The organism is Gemella sp. GH3, assembly GCF_013415425.1.
Taxonomy (GTDB): domain Bacteria; phylum Bacillota; class Bacilli; order Staphylococcales; family Gemellaceae; genus Gemelliphila.
Genome location: NZ_JACBYC010000123.1, coordinates 1 through 18,525 on the forward strand (window position 1 = coordinate 1; position 18,525 = coordinate 18,525).

The 18,525-nt window shown below is 28.6% G+C and carries 16 protein-coding genes; 13 read left to right on the forward strand and 3 right to left on the reverse strand.

Annotation, left to right across the window (positions count from 1 at the left end; translation table 11 throughout):
* Window positions 1-66: 66 nt before the first annotated feature.
* A complete protein-coding gene (locus HZY83_RS05145) occupies window positions 67-1,344 on the forward strand; it encodes an ISL3 family transposase (protein ID WP_179943003.1) in 1,278 nt (425 codons plus the stop codon).
* A gap of 349 nt (window positions 1,345-1,693) precedes the next feature.
* Here HZY83_RS05145 and HZY83_RS05150 read toward each other — a convergent pair whose 3' ends face one another.
* The 3 genes from HZY83_RS05150 to HZY83_RS05160 are packed head-to-tail and all read right to left on the reverse strand — an operon-like array spanning window position 1,694 to window position 3,913.
* A complete protein-coding gene (locus HZY83_RS05150; RefSeq protein ID WP_179943004.1) occupies window positions 1,694-1,999 on the reverse strand; it encodes a PTS sugar transporter subunit IIA in 306 nt (101 codons plus the stop codon).
* Complete coding sequence (locus HZY83_RS05155) at window positions 1,989-2,294, reverse strand: PTS sugar transporter subunit IIB (RefSeq protein WP_179943005.1); 306 nt, start codon at window positions 2,292-2,294, stop codon at window positions 1,989-1,991. Before HZY83_RS05155 ends, HZY83_RS05150 begins: the two co-directional genes overlap by 11 nt.
* 23 nt (window positions 2,295-2,317) lie before the next feature.
* Window positions 2,318-3,913 carry a solute:sodium symporter family transporter gene (locus tag HZY83_RS05160; RefSeq protein ID WP_179943006.1) on the reverse strand — a complete coding sequence of 532 codons (1,596 nt, stop codon included), beginning with the start codon at window positions 3,911-3,913 and terminating at the stop codon, window positions 2,318-2,320.
* A 347-nt stretch (window positions 3,914-4,260) separates the two neighbouring features.
* Between HZY83_RS05160 and iolE the strand changes: the two genes are divergently transcribed.
* The 12 genes from iolE (at window position 4,261) to ftsH (ending at window position 18,316) form a co-directional block, all read left to right on the forward strand.
* Window positions 4,261-5,163 (forward strand): myo-inosose-2 dehydratase, encoded by a 903-nt coding sequence (gene iolE, locus HZY83_RS05165; protein WP_179943007.1) that lies wholly within the window; start codon window positions 4,261-4,263, stop codon window positions 5,161-5,163.
* A gap of 14 nt (window positions 5,164-5,177) precedes the next feature.
* Entirely contained in the window at window positions 5,178-6,209 is a 1,032-nt protein-coding gene (locus HZY83_RS05170) for a Gfo/Idh/MocA family protein (RefSeq protein ID WP_179943008.1), read from the forward strand.
* Window positions 6,210-6,221: 12 nt separating this feature from the next.
* Window positions 6,222-7,235, forward strand: coding sequence for a Gfo/Idh/MocA family protein (locus tag HZY83_RS05175; RefSeq protein WP_179943009.1), 1,014 nt, complete (start codon window positions 6,222-6,224; stop codon window positions 7,233-7,235).
* Between the two features lie 164 nt (window positions 7,236-7,399).
* On the forward strand, window positions 7,400-8,179 hold the full coding sequence (locus tag HZY83_RS05180; protein ID WP_179943010.1) for a DeoR/GlpR family DNA-binding transcription regulator: 780 nt from the start codon (window positions 7,400-7,402) through the stop codon (window positions 8,177-8,179).
* Window positions 8,180-8,358: 179 nt separating this feature from the next.
* The gene (iolD, locus tag HZY83_RS05185) at window positions 8,359-10,269 is read left to right on the forward strand and encodes a 3D-(3,5/4)-trihydroxycyclohexane-1,2-dione acylhydrolase (decyclizing) (protein ID WP_218925347.1); all 1,911 of its coding nucleotides are present in this window, start codon (window positions 8,359-8,361) and stop codon (window positions 10,267-10,269) included.
* Between the two features lie 10 nt (window positions 10,270-10,279).
* Window positions 10,280-11,287, forward strand: coding sequence for a 5-dehydro-2-deoxygluconokinase (gene iolC, locus HZY83_RS05190; protein WP_179943011.1), 1,008 nt, complete (start codon window positions 10,280-10,282; stop codon window positions 11,285-11,287).
* A 17-nt stretch (window positions 11,288-11,304) separates the two neighbouring features.
* Window positions 11,305-12,759: a CoA-acylating methylmalonate-semialdehyde dehydrogenase gene (locus tag HZY83_RS05195; RefSeq protein ID WP_179943012.1), complete on the forward strand. Its 1,455-nt coding sequence runs from the start codon at window positions 11,305-11,307 to the stop codon at window positions 12,757-12,759.
* A 26-nt stretch (window positions 12,760-12,785) separates the two neighbouring features.
* Complete coding sequence (locus tag HZY83_RS05200; protein ID WP_179943013.1) at window positions 12,786-13,544, forward strand: 5-deoxy-glucuronate isomerase; 759 nt, start codon at window positions 12,786-12,788, stop codon at window positions 13,542-13,544.
* A 190-nt stretch (window positions 13,545-13,734) separates the two neighbouring features.
* The gene (locus tag HZY83_RS05205; protein WP_179943014.1) at window positions 13,735-14,409 is read left to right on the forward strand and encodes a S1 RNA-binding domain-containing protein; all 675 of its coding nucleotides are present in this window, start codon (window positions 13,735-13,737) and stop codon (window positions 14,407-14,409) included.
* Entirely contained in the window at window positions 14,399-15,715 is a 1,317-nt protein-coding gene (gene tilS / locus HZY83_RS05210; protein ID WP_179943015.1) for a tRNA lysidine(34) synthetase TilS, read from the forward strand. Before HZY83_RS05205 ends, tilS begins: the two co-directional genes overlap by 11 nt.
* A 5-nt stretch (window positions 15,716-15,720) precedes the next feature.
* Window positions 15,721-16,272: a hypoxanthine phosphoribosyltransferase gene (gene hpt / locus HZY83_RS05215; RefSeq protein WP_179943016.1), complete on the forward strand. Its 552-nt coding sequence runs from the start codon at window positions 15,721-15,723 to the stop codon at window positions 16,270-16,272.
* A 28-nt stretch (window positions 16,273-16,300) separates the two neighbouring features.
* Window positions 16,301-18,316 (forward strand): ATP-dependent zinc metalloprotease FtsH, encoded by a 2,016-nt coding sequence (ftsH, locus tag HZY83_RS05220; protein ID WP_179943017.1) that lies wholly within the window; start codon window positions 16,301-16,303, stop codon window positions 18,314-18,316.
* Window positions 18,317-18,525 lie beyond the last annotated feature (209 nt).

Consider the following 18,525-nt stretch of genomic DNA (forward strand, 5'->3'; position numbering starts at 1 on the left):
ATAAATATTATGTATTAGAACAAATATATTTATGTTATAATAAAAATAAAGGGTTTGTTTATAGTTATGGATAATACAAGTTTATTAAATTTATTTAGTATAAAAGATAAAAGAATAGTGATAAAAGATGTATCTAAGATTAAAGAGAGTAATAAGAGTATTAATATAATATATGCAGATTTGTTATACATTCCTAAATGTTGTTATAAATGTAAAAGTACAGCTTTAAAAAGTCATGGGATTGATACAATCAAAGTACAATTATCTAATATATCAAATACTAAAGCTATTATGTATTTGAATAAAAGGAGATGTAAGTGTAATAGTTGTAATACCGTATTTTCGGTTAATTGTAAAGATGTAAAAAAACATTCGAGAAAATCAAAACAAGTAATCACAGCAATTACTCACGATTTAATTACTACAACTAATTCTATGACTGAAATAGCTAAAAGATATAATGTGTCTATATCTACAGTAAAAAGAGTTTTGGAAATAAATAAAAAAACTATAAAAGTAAATAAACAAATATTACCTAAGGTTTTATGTATTGATGAAAATGCAGGTATTAAAACATATAAGGGTAAGTATAATTGTGTCATACAAAACGGAGAAACTGGAACGATTAAGGATTATATTTTTACAAGAAGAAAAAATGACTTGATCAAGTACTTTAAGACATACACATTTCAAGCAAGAAATGATGTTCAATTCTTTGTAACGGATATGTGGGATAGTTATATTGATATAGCAAAAAAATATTTTAAAAATTCTATAATAGTATTAGATAGATTTCATATAATTGCTTTAGCTTATAGACTAATAACAGATTTAAGAGTTAATCTTATGAATAGTTACAGAAAAGATAGTTTAGAATATCGAGTTTTAAAGAAGTTTAATAAGAAATTAGTTAAGAAATATAAAAACTTATCTACAGAATATGTGAGTTATAAGTATTATCCTATGTTTCATAATGAATTTGATATACTTAATTTTATGTTAAATTTAGATGAAGATTTAAAAAAAGCATATTACATTTTACAAGATTTATATTTTTCTATAGATAGTAAAGACATATCTTATTTTAGAAATCTACTGAAAGAAAATGATTATAAAAATATAAAAAATGAAAAGTTGAAAAGATGTGTTAAAACATTAAATAAATATAGAAGTTATATTGAAAATTCTATTATATATAAATATTCAAATGGAAAGCTAGAGGCAGCTAATAGAATAATTAAATTATTAAAGCGTAATGCTTGTGGATATAGGAATTTTGAGAATTTTAGAACAAGAATATTATTGATATTTAATTATATAGCTAAAAGTAAACAGCTAGAATGATTAGTTATTAATTAAATATAGACTTAGGCTTACTAATTAAAAAATATTCAACCAGTAATTAAAATATTTTTAATGATTTCAAAAAAAAATGAAAATAGTAAGCCTATTTAGTCGTGTATTTTAACATCAAAAAACTATAAATTGATGTAAAAGTCTCTATATGAATAATTGTATTTATTAAAAAAACAAATAAATTATATTTGAAATTTTTTAAAAAAATTATTCTACACCTATTGACAAATACTCTATTTATTATAAACAATTTTCTATAAAATAATTATTAATTAGTTGTTATAGTATTAAAAAATAAAGAATCTGAGAATAACAAAATTATTCTCAGATTTTTTTATTATATAACTTTATACAATTCAATAAGTTCTTCTATTAGAAGTTTAATTGTTTCTGTCGACATTAATTGGTCTTCAGCATGAATTAGTAATAAATCTAAATTTATATCTTCTTTATTTGCCATTTTAGTTATTAAATCAGCATGAATTTTATGAGCGTTTATAAATAAATTATCGCCCTCTTTGATTAATTCATTTGCTTTTTCAAAGTTTTTATTTTTAGCTTCTTTTAAAGCTTCCATATACTTAGATTTAGCTATTCCTGCGTTAGATATTATATTGAAACTTACTTTTTGATTATTTTTCATTTATTCTGTCTAAAATAGTGCTTAGTATAGCATATCCATCTACGTTAGCATAATCATTAGCATTAATGATTTCTACATTATCTTTTTTAGTTATTGATTTTATTTCTTCTAACTTATGTGCTACTTGAGGAGCTAGTAAAACTAAATCAATATTTTCTACTTTATTTTTACAATCTAATATTGGCGTTGAACTAATGTCTAATTGTATATTTTTTTCTTTTATTGCTTCTTTTATATGTTTTACAAGAAGACTGTTAGAAATTCCAGCATTACATATTAAAATTACTTTTTTCATAGTATTACCTCACATTTATATTATTATTTTGCAAGACCTATTGGAGAGAATAATAGATAAGTAGCGACAACTGTAATTACAACTATTGCACCTACAATATATCTATGTTTCCATGGTGTTAAGTCTAGACCACTATTGTATTCATTAAAGTCGAAATGCTCAGTTTTTCCGTATTTACTAAATATCATAAGAATTAGTAGATCTAAGAAGAATAATACACTAAGAACGTATAAGAAATGGATATCTGTTAAGTATATTTTTGATAGCCCGTATAGTAAGATATGAACGAAGAATGTCCATTTAGCACCTGCTGCAGATACTCTTTTTGCAAAGAATCCAGCTAGAACTAATACTAATAGAGGCATATTGTAAACACCATTAAATTCTTGAACTACAGCATATAATCCTTGAGGGAATAATGCTATAAAAGGAGCTATTATTGTTGTAAGAACTCCTATAGCGATTGTTACTAATCTACCGATACGAGTAATTTGTTTAGTATCTTTATTTTTACCGAATAAAGGTTTGTATATATCTAGTGTAAATAATGTAACTGTACTACTTAGAGAACCTACAAATGAACTTAGGATAGCACCGAATATTACAGCCCCAAAGATACCAAATGCCCATTCAGGTAAAATATTTACTATTAAAGTAGGGTAAGCATCATCAGGATTAGTAACTTTATCTCCAACCATATTGAAAGCTAATATTCCAGGGAAAACTAGGAATAATGCACCGAATATTTTGAAGAAACCTACAGTAAGTGCTCCTTTTTGTGCTTCTTTTAAATCTTTAGCAGCTAATGCTTTTTGTACTATCATTTGGTTAGTACACCAGAAGAATAAGTTATTGAATAACATACCGAAGAATAATGTAGGCCAAGGAACTATTTCTGAATCTATAGCACCTATAGAATTAAGTTTTTCAGGACTATGCTCTACGATATAGTCAAGACCTGAGAAGAAATTACCATTCCCAAGAGTAATTAACCCGATAACAGGAATAGCTAAACCACCTACGATTAAACCTACACCGTATATAGTATCACTATATGCTCCTAAAGACATACCTCCAAGAATTAAGTATATTATACCTACAGTTCCTATAAATAAAGATATTAATACTACAGCTGCAGAACTAGATATTCCTAATAAATGGTCTACTCTAAAAATTTTGTTAAATACAAGAGCTCCAGAGTATAGAACAACAGGTAAAAATGAAGTTATGTAAGTAAACATAAATAAAATAGAAACAAGACGTTTAGTAAAAGTATCATATCTTACTTCTATAAAATCGGAAATAGTGTTTATTCCATACTTGAAATATCTAGGTAAAAATACTAGAGCTAGTATAACAAGTGTTATAGCTGCTGTAACTTCCCAAGCCATAACCTCCATACCGACTTTAAAAGATTGACCATTTTGTCCTACTATTTGTTCAGTAGAAAGGTTGGTCATTATTATTGTAGAAGCAATAGCAAAACCTGTCAAGCTACGACCACCAAGGAAATAACCTTCTTCGTTCGAGCTATCCACACTGCTAGTACTCTTTTTATAAGCGTAAAACGCTACTAATATTATAATAATTAAAAAAGAAATTACTGAGAAAACTCCCATAAATATATCCTCCTATAAAATATAAAAAGTAAATTGAAAAATTAAATTTATAAATGATAAAAAATAATCAAAATATCATCAAAATATAATCTTTTTATACTTATATAATAAATTAAAAAAACAACATTGTCAACGTTTGCAACTTAAAAAGTTATAATTTGAAATGTTGAAATAATGTGTTATAACAACATTTAGCGATAAAAACAACGTTTTCGGATAGTTATAGAAAAATAAAAAATATACTGTTGACAACGTTTTATTTTGAATGTATAATTTTTATTAGATAATCAAAACTATATCAAAATATACCAAAAAACAAAATATACATAAAAAAAGGAGATATAAAGATGGCTTACGAAGTAAATAATATTAAATATGGGATAGCTCCTATAGGTTGGAGAAATGATGATATACCTGAAATAGGAAAAGAGAATACTTACAAGCAAATTTTAAGTGAAGCAAAAATTGCTGGATTTGAGGGTACAGAAATAGGTGGTTGTTATCCTAATTGTCCAGATGAATTAAATAAAGAATTAGCTTTAAGAAATATGAAGATAGCAGCACAATGGTTTAGTGGGTATATTTTAAGAGATGGTGTAGAAAAAGTTAAGGAAGATTTTATTAAACATTGTGACTTTTTAAATAAAGTAGGAGCAGATGTAGCCGTATATTCTGAGCAAAGCGCAAGTATTCAAGGATTAACAGATGTTTGTGTTTATACAGAAAAACCAATTTATAATGATGAAGAGTTCAAACAATTAGCAGAAGGACTTAATGAATTAGGGGAAATTGCTAATAGTTTCAATTTAAAACTTTGTTATCATCACCACATGGGAACTGGTATTCAAACGTTAGAAGAAACTAGAAAGTTGATGAATTTAACTGATAGTAGTAAAGTTTATTTATTGTACGATACAGGTCATATTTTTGTTTCTGATAGAGAATATATGCCATTATTAAAAGAATTTAAAGATAGAATAGGTCACGTTCATTTCAAAGATGTACGTATAGAAAAATTAGATGAAGCAGTAAGCAAAGATATGAGTTTCTTAAATTCGTTTTTACACGGTATCTTTACTGTGCCAGGAGACGGATGTATAGATTATAAAGAAGTTTATGATTTCTTATTGAGTATTGAGTATAAAGGGTGGATAGTAGTAGAAGCAGAGCAAGATCCAAAAATAGCAAACCCACTAGAATATGCCATTAAAGGATACAATTATATGCAAACACTTAGAAAATATATTTAAAAAGGAGTATATCAATGATTAGAGTAGGAATAGTAGGTTTAGGTAAAATAGGGGAAGATCATCTAAATAGAATACAAAATAGAATATCTGGTATGGAAGTTACAGGACTGTATGATATTTTAGAAAATAGAGGAAAAGATTTAATTGAACAATATAATTTAAATGCTAAAAGTTTTTCTTCTTATCAAGATTTAGTAAATGATGAAAATATAGATTTAGTAGTAGTTACAGCTATAAATCAATTACACGCAGAAGTAGCAATAGCAGCATTAAATGCAGGTAAGTATGTTTTTGTAGAAAAACCTTTGGCCATGACTGCAGAAGAATGTTTAGCAGTTATGAAGGCAGAAGAAAAAACAGGAAAACGTATGTTACAAGTAGGATTTATGAGAAGGTATGATCCAGGATATAAAAAACTTAAAGAATATATAGATTCTGGAGAAATAGGTCAACCTTTAATGTTACATTGTAGACATTACAATACATACTTATCTCAACCTAAAAATTATGTTAGCTCACAAGCAATAGTAGAAACATTTATTCACGAAATAGAAATAGTACACTGGCTTCTAGGAGAAGAATACAAAACAGCAAAAGTTTATTTCCCTAAAAAAGCAGAAGTTACTTCTCAATATGATACACCGTTACAAGATCCACAATTAATAGTACTTGAAACAGAATCAGGAGTAAATATAGTAACAGAAGTGTTTGTAAATGCTTATGGCTATGATATATCTTGTGATATAGTTGGAGAGAAAGGTATGGTGCAGTTGCCAGATGTTCCTAGTGTAATTCTTAGCAAAGGAGCTAAAAGAAGTACTGATATTTTAACTGATTGGAAAGAACGATTTATCGCTGCTTATGATGTAGAATTCCAAGATATTGCAGATAGGTTAAATTCAGGAAGAGAATTATCAGGACCTAGCTCTTGGGATGGTTATATTTCAGCAGTAACTTCTGATGCTTGTATAAAATCTCAAGAAACAGGACAAACAGAAGATGTAAAATTAATAGAAAAGCCAGAATTTTATAAAAATTTTAAATAGAGGTATATTATTATGAGAGCAGGTATAGTAGGTTTAGGGAGAATGGGAAGAACACATGCAGAAAATATTGTGAACAACATACCTAGCATAAAATTAGTAGCGGCGTGTAGTATATTTGAAGAAGAATTAATATATGCCAAAGAAAATTTATTAGTAGAAGAAACATATACGGACTTTGAAAGTATGATAGATAATGCTAATTTAGACTTAGTTCTTGTTGTAGCGGGTGCTGAGGTTAGACCAAGTATGGTAAAATATGCCATAGAAAAAGGTGTCCATACATTTGCTGAAAAACCTCTAGGACTTACTATTTCAGAAATAGAGGAAGTAGTAGAAGTAATAGAGAAAAATAAGGATAAAACTAAATTCCAATTAGGATTTATGAGAAGATTTGATGAAGATTATCTTTATGCTAAAGAAATCATTGATAATGGTGATATAGGAGAAATAACTTATATAAGAGCGTACGGGATAGATCCTTCTAGTGGTTTAGACACATTTGTTAAATTTGCTAAAAATAGCAATAGCGGTGGATTATATCACGATATGTCTATTCACGATATAGATGTAATAAGATGGTTAACAGGAAGAGAATTTAAACGTGTATGGGCTACGGGTGCAAACTTTGCAAGACCAGAATTAGACAATGTTGGCGAATTAGAGACAGGAATAGCCCAAGCTCAATTAGATAACGGTATAATGGTTCACCTTGTTGCAGGAAGAAATGCTCCACACGGTTATCAAGTAGAAACAGAAATAATGGGTACGAAAGGTTGGCTAAGAATAGCACCAGTGCCAGAAAAAAATATGGTAACTATATTTGATAATAATGGTGTAAAAAGACATTGTAGTGCTAGTTTTCCAGAAAGATTTAAACAAGCATTCATTAATGAGTTAAGTCATTTTGTAAAATGTATAAAAGAAAATAAAGAGCCTAAAGTAACAGCTTATGACGGTTTAATTGCAACTAAAGTGGCACTAACATGTAAAAAATCATTAGAAGAAAATAAAATAATAGAAATATAAAATATTTAACTGTAAATTTTAAGAGTGAGTTTTAGAATTTTTAATTATATACTCACTCTTAATTTATTAGCTGTACGATTTATTCGAAAATTATTTGAAAGAATTTTTATAAAGTGTTATAATGCCTTAGAGCAAAAATAAAAAATAAGTGAGGTGAGATGTTGATGAAATCAAAAAGAATAGATGAAATGGAAGAATATATACATATCAATAAAAAGGTCTCTCTAAGTGAGCTAGAGGATAAATTTCAAGTTTCTATGAATACCATTAGAAGAGATATTAAAGTTTTACTTGAAAAAGATGTAATAACTAAAGTTTACGGAGGAGTGGAGTCGAAAAAAGATATTTATTTAAATAAAGACGATGTATTAATTGATATAGAAACTAGAAATACTATAAATAAAGAAGAAAAAGTTAGTATAGCCAAAGAAGCGGCCAGATATATCAATAATGGCGATACAATATACATTGATTCTGGAACTACTACTAGTGCTATCTTAAATTATTTGGACAGAGATATAAGTTTGACAATAGTGACAAACAGCGTTTCTGTTTTGAATAAAGCTATAAAATTTCCTAATGTAGAAATAATAATATCAGGAAATGCTTATAGAAAGAGAACAAATTCTTTTGTTAAAATAGGAAATTATTCTATTTTAGATAGGGTAAATGTAGTAAAAGCATTTATGGCGGCTACTAGTGTTTCTGTAGCAAATGGAGCTATGAATGCTACTTTAGAAGAATATGAACTAAAAAGTAAAATTATAACTAAAGCTAGAGAGAAGTATTTATTAGTAGATAGTACTAAGTTTAATAAAACAGGTTTTATAACTTTTGCGGTACTAACTGATTTTAAGATGATTATAACGGATAAGCTAGTTGACGGTGATTTCAAAAAATTTCTAGCTTTGAAGAATATTGATTTAATAGAAACAAAAAACTAAAATATAAAGTATTATAATGTCTGTATGATTTTATAATACTTTTTTATTTTGAGAAAATTTATATAATAATCAAAGATAATTCTGAAAGGCTTGTCAATATAAAAAATATATGATAAAATATTATTAAAAGATGAGTATGTTTTTATAAAGTTTTGATTAATTTTTCAGGAGGTAATATTTTGAATACTATAAAATTAACAACAGCACAAGCACTTATAAGATTTCTAGATAATCAATATATAAATATAGATGGTGAAGAAATTAAATTTGTTGAAGGTATATTTAATATATTTGGTCATGGTAATGTTTTGGGTATAGGACAGGCGTTACAAGATGAACAACATAGCTTAAAAGTTTATCAAGGAAAAAATGAGCAAGGTATGGCACTAGCGGCTATAGGTTTTGCTAAACAAAGAAAAAGAAAACAAATTTTTGCATGTACTAGCTCTGTAGGACCTGGAGCGGCTAATTTTGTTACAGCAGCAGGAGTTGCGATATCAAATAATATTCCAGTTTTATTATTACCTGGAGAAACTTTTGCTACAAGACAACCTGATCCAGTATTACAGCAATTTGAAAGAGAAGATGATTTAACATTAACTACTAATGATACATTAAGAGCAGTATCAAAATTCTGGGATAGAATAACTAGACCTGAGCAAATTATGAGTAGCTTGCTTAGAGCGTTTGAAATTTTAACTAATCCTGCAACTACAGGACCTGTAACTATTTGTCTATCACAAGATGTCGAAGGAGAAAGTTACGACTATCCAGAAGAATTTTTTGTTAAAAGAATACACTATGTAGATAGAAGAAAGCCTAGCATAAGAGAAGTTAAACATTCTATAGATGTTATTAAAGATGCTAAACTACCTGTAATTTTGGTGGGAGGGGGAGCAAAATATTCTGAAGCAACAGAGCAATTAATTGCTGTATCTAAAAAATACAATATACCTTTAGTAGAAACTCACGCAGGAAAATCTACAATATTGTACAATTTTGAAAATTATTTAGGTGGTAATGGAATCTTAGGTACTTCTTGTGCGAATGAAGTTGTACAAAGTGCTGATTTGATTATAGGTTTGGGAACTAGATATACAGATTTCACCACTTGTTCAAAAACACAATTTAAAAATGCTAAAAAATTTATTAATGTGAATTTAAGTAGAATGCAAAGTTATAAATTTGATGGAGTTAGTATAGTAGCAGATATTAAAGAATATTTAACAGAGTTATTAGCTAACCTAGAAAATTATACGACAGAATATTCGGATAATTATTTTGAAGAAATAAAAGAAAAATGGAATGTAGAGCGAGAAAGACTAGCTAGTATTTCATTTAACAGAGAAAACTTTACACCAGAAATAGAAGGTCATTTTGATCAAAATATTTTAAATGAATATGCTGATGATTTAAATACAAACTTACCTCAAAGTAATGTTATAGTAGCACTTAATGATCTTATAGATAAAGATTCTATAATGGTTGCAGCGGCTGGTTCTATTCCAGGAGATGTACAAAAATTGTGGAATAGTTATAGTTATAATTCATACAATTTAGAGTATGGTTATTCTTGTATGGGATATGAAGTTAATGGAGCTTTAGGGGCCAAAATAGCAGAACCTAATAGAGAAGTTTATGCATTGCTAGGTGATGGAAGTTTCAATATGTTACATTCTGAACTATTGACATCTCTGCAATATGGATACAAAGTCAATGTAGTTTTACTAGATAATTCAGGATTTGGATGTATAAATAATTTACAAATGGGCAACGGAAGTGACTCATATTTCTGTGAATTTAGAGATAAGAATAATCAAATAATGAATGTAGACTATGCCAAAGTAGCAGAAGGATACGGAGCAGAAGTATACAGAGTAACTAATTTGGTAGAATTAAAAGATGCAATAGAACAAAGTAAAAAATCTGAAAAATCTACACTTATAGATATTAAGGTTTTACCCAAAACTATGACAAGAGGTTATGATTCTTGGTGGAATATAGGTGTATCTAGTATATCTAATAAACAGGAAGTTTTAGATGCCTATAACGATAAAGAGAATAAACTAAAAGAAGCTAGAAAATATTAGGAGCAGAATTATGAGTAATTATTTAGAACTAGAAAAAAATAGAGAATTAGACGTTATTTGTTTTGGTAGAGTTACGATAGATTTAAATCCTAACGAAATTAATAGAACACTTGATAAAACAAAGTCTTTCAATATGTATTTAGGAGGGTCACCAGCTAATTTATCGATAGGGCTATCAAGATTAGGAAACAATGTAGGATTTATAGGGAAAGTTTCTGATGATCAATTTGGAACGTTTGTTATAGACAAATTAAACTCTGAAAATGTTGATACTAGTAATATTGTTCGTGCAAAAGGCAAAGAAAAATTAGGATTAACATTTACAGAAATGAAATCAGAAACAGAATCAAGTATTTTAATGTATAGAAATGAAGCAGCAGATTTAAAATTATCAGTAGAAGATGTTAACGAAGAGTACATAAAAAAATCTAAAATATTGCTTATTTCTGGAACTTCTTTGGCAGAGAGTCCATCAAGAGAAGCAGCGCTAAAAGCTATGATATTAGCTAGAAAAAATAATGTGAAAATTGTTTTTGATGTAGACTATAGAGAATATAATTGGAAAAATAAAGATGAAATAAGTATTTACTACAGTACAGTAGCAAAAAATTCGGACATTATAATAGGTTCAAGAGAAGAATTAGAACTAACTGGAGAATTGTTAGGACATAGTCTTCTACAAGATGAGCAAATAGCAGAATATTGGATACAAGAAGGTTCTGCAAAAATAGTAGTAATAAAACACGGTAAAAAAGGATCATCAGCTTTTGATAATGAAGGATCAACTTATAATGTTCCGTCTTATCCTGCAAAAGTATTGAAATCATTTGGAGGAGGAGATGCTCACGGATCAGCCTTTATTACTTGCTTATTAAAAGGATATTCATTAGAAAAAGCACTTCATTTTGCTAGTGCATCGGCGTCAATAAATATAGGAAGTCACTCTTGTTCAGAAAATTTACCAACTTTTGAAGAGATAGAGCAAGCTGTGAAAAATGCTAATATATATAACAAATAAAAGGAGATTATAATATTATGGTTAAGGTTTTAAGAAATTATATTAACGGTGAGTGGGTAGAAAGTACAAGTGGAGAATTTTTGGATGTTACTAATCCTGCAACAGAAGAAGTTATAGCAAAAGTGCCACTTTCAAGTAAGGAAGAGTTAGATTATGCAGCACAAGTAGCTCAAGAAACATTTAAAACTTGGAGTAAAGTTTCTATCCTAAGAAGAACAAAAATGTTATTTAAGTTACAAAACATTTTAGAAGAAAATAAAGAAGAATTAGCAAGATTAATAACATTAGAACACGGTAAAAATCTAAAAGAAGCTATTGGAGAAGTCGGAAGAGGAATAGAAAATGTAGAGAATGCAGCAGGAATTGTTTCTTCTTATATGGGAGACTCTTTGGCTACAGTAGCAACAGATGTAGAAATAGCTAACTATAGATACCCAGTAGGAGTAATAGGATGTATAACACCATTTAACTTTCCTATGATGGTACCATTTTGGATGTTCCCAATGGCATTAGCTTGTGGAAATACAGTTGTTTTAAAACCTTCTGAAAAAACTCCTTTATTAATAGAAAAAATAGTGGATTTTGTAGAACAAGCAGGGTTCCCAAAAGGAGTTCTTAATATAGTATTTGGATCGCATAATGTAGTTAATGGAATTATAGAAAATAAAGACATTAAAGCAATATCATTTGTAGGAAGTGAACCAGTAGGTAAGTATATATACCAAGAAGGATCTAAACATATGAAGAGAGTTCAAGCTTTAACAGGAGCTAAAAATCACTTAATAGTTCTTGAAGATGCTGATTTAGATGACGCTATGCCAAAAATTATTGGTGGAGCATTTGGTTCAGCTGGAGAGCGTTGTATGGCAGCTGCAGTAATAGCAGTTGAAGATAAGATTGCAGATAAGTTTATAGCTAGATTAAAAGAAGAAGCTGATAAACTATCTATAGGAAATGCTTTGGAAGAAGATGTATTCTTAGGTCCAGTAATAGATAAAGCAGCTCAAACTAGAATATTTGGATATATTGATAAAGGTGTAGAAGAAGGTGCAACATTAGTAAGAGACGGAAGAGAAAATATTCCAGAAAAAGGATATTTCGTTGCACCAACTATTTTCGATAATGTTAATTACGATATGACTATATGGAAAGATGAAATCTTTGCTCCAGTAGTGTCAATAGTAAGAGTTTCTGGTATAAGAGAAGCGGTAGACTTAGCTAATAAGTCAAGATTTGCTAATGGGTCGTGCTTATTTACTAACAATGCTGCTGCGATAAGATACTTTAGAGAAAATATTGATGCAGGAATGTTAGGTATAAACCTAGGAGTACCAGCACCTATAGCGTGGTTCCCATTCTCAGGATGGAAAGATTCATTCTACGGAACATTACACTGTAATGGTAAAGATGCGGTAGATTTCTATACGCATAAAAAAGTAGTAACAGCACAATATAGAACTAATAAATTTTAGTAATTATAATTAAAAGAGGGATACATATGTTTGCTAATATAGATTTAAAAAAAGGTTGTAACGTAATTTGTGATAAAAATAATCACAAAGATATGTTAATGGACGTGTACAGTTATATTTTGGACACAGAAGATAAATTAGAAATTTATAGTGAAGATAAAGAAAGTGCAATATTATTAATAACAGGAGATATAACTTTAGAGTATAATGGACAGACACAAAATATGTCTAGGAAAGATATATTTACTGATAATCCTTACTGCTTGCACATTCCTAAACAAACTAAAGTTTTAGTAAAATCAAATAGTGATGCAGAAGTTTTAGTACAACAAAAAGAAAATGAAAAAACATTTGATATTAAGTACTATACTCCTGAAGATATTGAGCAAGTAGTAGCAGGGGTAGATGAATATGATTCTACATCAAAAAGAATAATAAGAACTATATTTGATTATAATAGTGCACCTTATTCTAATATGGTTTTAGGAGAAGTTCTTAGTTATACAGGTAGATGGAACAGTTATCCACCACATCATCATCCACAACCAGAAGTATATTATTTCAAGTTTAACCATCCTAGCGGTTTTGGTGTATCAGTAATAGGTGATGAAGCAGCAGTAGTAAAAAATAATAGTGCAGCATATATTCCAGGAGGTTTAGTACACCCACAAGCTACAGCACCTGGATATAGAATGTACTATGTTTGGATGATACCTCATTTAGAGAATAATCCTTGGACAGAAAGAATTTTTGCAAAAGAACACGAATGGTTATTAGAAAAATAATACTTAATTTAGGAGAAAAAGCAATTTTTCTCTCCTTTTTTTTGAATATTGTTAAATGGATTTTTTAGAAATAAAATATAAAATTTCACATGAAACAATTAATATCGTAATTACTTATGATATTTTGATTGTTTAATAGTAGTGTGATATAATATAAAACTAGTAGTTGCTTATGATAAGAGGTGATAATTTGGATCTAAAAAAGGGAAAATTGGTAGAAGGAGTAGTTACTAAAGTAGAAAATAACGGACTTACTATACAACTGCCTAATAATTTAATTGGTTTTTTGGCGAAAGAAAATATGCACATTTCGAAAAAGAAAAAATTAACAGATGTTTTTAGTTTAGGATATGTAATAAAAGCCAATATACTTTTGAAGAAAGAAAATCACTATACTCTGACACAAAAAAAAGAAAATATTATTGACAGTGTAGAAGATAATCCTCAAAAAAACTTTAATATAAAATCTGAACAAAATAAAGCTACAAAAAAACAAAAAAATAAAGATAAAAAAATATCATCTGATAAAGTAGGTAAGAAATTACAAAGTAAAGAAAACATAGTTGAATTAAAAAAATATAAAAAACAAACTGAAAAAAATAATATAGATAAAGAAAACACACCTAAAGTAACAACATTAACAGATTTAAAGAAATTAAAAAATATAGGAAATTTAAAAATATCTGTTAAGAAAAATAACGCTAAAGTAGCTGTAAAACAGCCTAAAGAAGAAAAAAATAAAATTATTTTAGATATTCCTGATGATTTTGTAGAAAATATAGTAAAAGATTTAGAAATTAAGACGAAAAATTTTAATAAATTAGTCTCTAGAGTAAAAGAGCGAGGTTTGTTAGATGAAAATTAAGATTATGTGGAATAAAAATGAAACAATAGCTTTAGCTCTTTCTGGAGGAGTAGACTCCATAGTTTTGTTTCATTTATTAATAAATGAATATAAAGATAGTTATAAGAAATTAGTTGTTTTTCACATTAATCACGGACTGCGTGAAGAATCTAATATTGAAGAAGCATTTGTAGAAAATTTGTGTTTAGAAAAAGGTATAAAGTTTTATAAAGAAAAACTTTATATGACAGAATTAGAAAAATCTAGCCATATTTCCGAAGAAATGTTAGCTAGAGATTTACGTTATAACGCTTTTTCTAAATTTGCAGAAAAAGAAAATATAAATAGGGTATTGACTGCTCATCATAAAAACGATAATGTGGAAAATATTTTATTAAGATTGTTTACAGGAAGATCTAGAGATTACAATCTAGATATAGCCGAACAAAGTTTAATCAATAATTTATTAATAACTAGACCGATGTTAGATATAAAAAAAATAGATATAGAGCTTTATGCAAAAGATAACAACCTAAAATACTACGAAGATATTAGTAATTTTAATACAGATTACACTAGAAATTATATTCGTCACAATATAATTCCTCTTTTGGACAATGTCAATAATAACAGCTTTGATAACATAATTAATTTTGCTAATTATTATAAGAATTTGAATAGCGTAATCAAGGAAAATATTAAGAGTCTAATATCTGAAAATATCGTTATAGAAAAAAATAAAGTTAGTATTCATTATAAATATTTTGAAAGTTTGGAGCTTGTTGAAAAATATCTAGCAATAAATTTAATGTTAAATGATTATTTAGAAGTTTTTGATGTCAGTAAAAAGGCAATTTTTTCCTCAATTAACAATTTAACGGAAGTTTTGGGAACAAAAAGTTATGATTTAAAAGAAAATATCAAAATAATCAAAGAATATCAAAGTCTAGCTATATGTAAAATTGAAAAAAGATGGTATAATGATAAGATAGAAATTATAGAAGAAGATATAGAGGGGAGTAAAATCTATAATTTTCTTGAAAATCAAATACAAGTATCCACGCAAAATGATGATGCTGAGTTAGGATTTGATAGCACAGATTTTCCACTATTAATAACGACAAGGCAAAAAGGAGATACTATAAAAAGGGGCAAAATAACAAAGAAATTATCACGCCTTTTTATTGACGAAAAAATCCCTAGAGACATAAGAGATAAACTACCAGTAGTAAGAAGTTCTAGAGGTCATATTATAGGAATACTTGGATTAGAAAAAAATATAGGTAACAAAAAAAATCAATATTATATAAAAATAGTGAAAGGATAAAAAAAGTGGAAAACTTAAAAAAGGATATAGAGAAAGTATTGTTTAGTCATGAGGAAATAGTTGTTGCTACAAAAAGAGTAGCAGAACAAATAACAGAAGACTATAAGGATTCAGAGAAAGATCCTGTCTTATTGTGTACATTAAAAGGAGCGTTACCTTTTATGGCAGAACTTATGAAGCAATTAGATATTCATGTCGTTACTGATTTTATAGATGTTGCTAGCTATCACGGTGGAACAGAATCAACAGGTAGTATAATTTTAAGAAAAGATGTCACTATGGATTTAGAAAATAGAGATGTAATAGTAGTGGAAGATATAGTGGATACAGGGCGTACTTTGAAACATTTAATTACATATCTAAAAGAAAGAAATGTAAAAAGTGTAGCTTGTGCTTCTCTTGTAGATAAACCGGAAGCTAGATTGATAGACGTTCAAGCTGACTATATTGGAGTTATTTCTCCGAATGAATTTTTAGTAGGCTATGGACTAGACTACGAAGAAAGATACAGAAATCTTCCATACATAGGGGTTTTAAAAGAAGAAATATACAAATAGATGATAAATAAGGAGGACAACTTATTATATGAATAACAACAGACGTCCAAGACCAACGTTAGCGATAATAGCGATGTTGATATTATCAGTTGGAATGTGGGCATTTTTCCAAAAAGATTTAACTTCTGTAACGGAGACTATAAAGTATTCTGAGTTAGTTCAGAAAATAGAAAACAATGAATTAAAAGATGTAACTATCCAACCCTCACAAGATAAAACGACTTATACAGTAAGAGGTACTTACAAGGATAGTGGTAAGAACTTTGTAGCTACAACGCTAACTACAGATTCTAACTTGAATGATGCTCTTTATGAAAAAGTAAAGAAAAATGAGATAAACAGTGTTGAAGCAAAAGAAGCAGAAAAAACTAATATGTTACTTAGTTTAGCTAGTAGTATATTACCATTTTTAATTATGATAGCTGTACTGTTCATTTTTATGGGGCAGATGCAAGGTGGCGGAAAGATGATGAATTTCCAAAAATCTAAAGCTAAAAAAGTAGAAGGTGGAGAAGCAAAAGTAACATTTAAAGATGTTGCAGGAGCAGATGAAGAAAAACAAGAATTAGCAGAAATGGTAGAATTTCTAAAAGATCACCGTAAATTTACGAAAATGGGTGCTAAAATCCCTAAAGGGGTATTATTAGAGGGACCTCCAGGAACTGGTAAGACTTTATTAGCAAGAGCAGTAGCAGGGGAAGCAAAAGTGCCATTCTTTTCTATATCTGGATCTGATTTCGTAGAGATGTTTGTAGGGGTTGGAGCTAGTCGTGTTAGAGATTTATTTAAAGAAGCGGTAAAAAGTGCTCCTTGTATTATATTTATAGATGAAATTGATGCTGTCGGAAGAAAACGAGGTAGTGGTGTAGGAGGAGGAAACGATGAACGTGAACAAACCCTTAACCAACTGTTAGTAGAGATGGACGGTTTCGAAGGAGATAAAGGTATTATAGTTATTGCTGCTACTAACCGAGCAGATGTTCTTGATAGTGCTCTTAGAAGACCTGGACGTTTTGATAGACAAATTAAAGTGTCAACACCAGATGTTAAAGGTCGTGAGGCTATTTTAAAAGTACATGCTAAAAATAAACCTTTAGCTAAATCAGTAGAATTGCGTAGTATTGCAGAGAAAACTCCAGGATTTTCTGGGGCAGATTTAGCAAACTTATTAAATGAAGCAGCTTTATTAGCGGCTAGAGAAAACAAGTCAGAAATAGATAAAAAAGATTTAGATGAAGCTATGGATAGAGTAATAGGTGGACCAGCTAAGCGTAGTAGAGTTTATACAGAAAAAGAGAAGCGTCTAGTAGCTTACCATGAAGCAGGACACGCTATTGTTGGTATGGTATTAGATAGTGCTGATAAGGTACAAAAAGTTACAATTATTCCTCGTGGAGATGCTGGTGGATACAATCTTATGATACCAGAAGAAGAGAAGTACTTTATGACTAAAACAGATCTAACAGATAAAATTTGTGGACTGTTAGGAGGAAGAGCAGCTGAACAAATTTTCTTTAATGAAATTTCAACAGGTGCTCACAACGATTTAGAGCGAGTAACAGCTATTGCAAGAGCTATGGTTACAGAATACGGAATGAGTAATAAGATAGGAACATTACAGTTCCCTTATAATGATCCATATACAGGTAGACAATTATCAAGTATAGGAAATTACTCAGAAGAAATATTAAAAGAAATTGATAATGAAGTACGAGCAATAGTTTCTGAAAATTATAATAAAGTATTAAACTTGATAGAATTAAACAAAGACAAACTAGCTCTAATTGCAGATACTTTAATGAAAGTTGAAACTATTGATAGAAAAGAAATCGTGTCACTATTTGAATTTGGTAAGATGCCAGACGAATTAGACGAAGAAACTGCGGAAAAACTAGATAAAATAGTAAATAAAAAATATTATGAAGAATTAGCCAAAGAAGAAGCTGATTTAGAAAATAATGAACAAAAAGAAGAGGTATCTTCTCAAGAGAGTGATATTGAATCTTCGAATAATAGTTCAGAAGAAGTTAAAAGTCAAGATTAGATTTTAAGTAGAATACATAAAATGTATTCTGCTTTTATTATGATATATGATTTTACTGATATTGAGTATTTTCGAAGTAGAAATATGGAGCTTATAATTTTTATAAAAAATAGTTGATAAATAAAAACACTTAGTAAAAAACTGTAATTAGCAAGCATAAATACCAAATGCATTTTAGTACATATTAGTGATACAGTAGCCAATAATTA

Bases quoted from the DNA above. Each gene is read 5' to 3' on its own strand.
- HZY83_RS05195 (WP_179943012.1), top strand. From the start codon at position 11,305: ATGGTTAAGGTTTTAAGAAATTATATTAACGGTGAGTGGGTAGAAAGT.
- iolE (WP_179943007.1), top strand. From the start codon at position 4,261: ATGGCTTACGAAGTAAATAATATTAAATATGGGATAGCTCCTATAGGT.
- HZY83_RS05150 (WP_179943004.1), bottom strand. From the start codon at position 1,999: ATGAAAAATAATCAAAAAGTAAGTTTCAATATAATATCTAACGCAGGA.
- HZY83_RS05160 (WP_179943006.1), bottom strand. From the start codon at position 3,913: ATGGGAGTTTTCTCAGTAATTTCTTTTTTAATTATTATAATATTAGTA.
- HZY83_RS05145 (WP_179943003.1), top strand. From the start codon at position 67: ATGGATAATACAAGTTTATTAAATTTATTTAGTATAAAAGATAAAAGA.
- tilS (WP_179943015.1), top strand. From the start codon at position 14,399: ATGAAAATTAAGATTATGTGGAATAAAAATGAAACAATAGCTTTAGCT.
- iolC (WP_179943011.1), top strand. From the start codon at position 10,280: ATGAGTAATTATTTAGAACTAGAAAAAAATAGAGAATTAGACGTTATT.
- HZY83_RS05170 (WP_179943008.1), top strand. From the start codon at position 5,178: ATGATTAGAGTAGGAATAGTAGGTTTAGGTAAAATAGGGGAAGATCAT.
- ftsH (WP_179943017.1), top strand. From the start codon at position 16,301: ATGAATAACAACAGACGTCCAAGACCAACGTTAGCGATAATAGCGATG.
- HZY83_RS05155 (WP_179943005.1), bottom strand. From the start codon at position 2,294: ATGAAAAAAGTAATTTTAATATGTAATGCTGGAATTTCTAACAGTCTT.
- HZY83_RS05200 (WP_179943013.1), top strand. From the start codon at position 12,786: ATGTTTGCTAATATAGATTTAAAAAAAGGTTGTAACGTAATTTGTGAT.
- HZY83_RS05180 (WP_179943010.1), top strand. From the start codon at position 7,400: ATGAAATCAAAAAGAATAGATGAAATGGAAGAATATATACATATCAAT.
- HZY83_RS05175 (WP_179943009.1), top strand. From the start codon at position 6,222: ATGAGAGCAGGTATAGTAGGTTTAGGGAGAATGGGAAGAACACATGCA.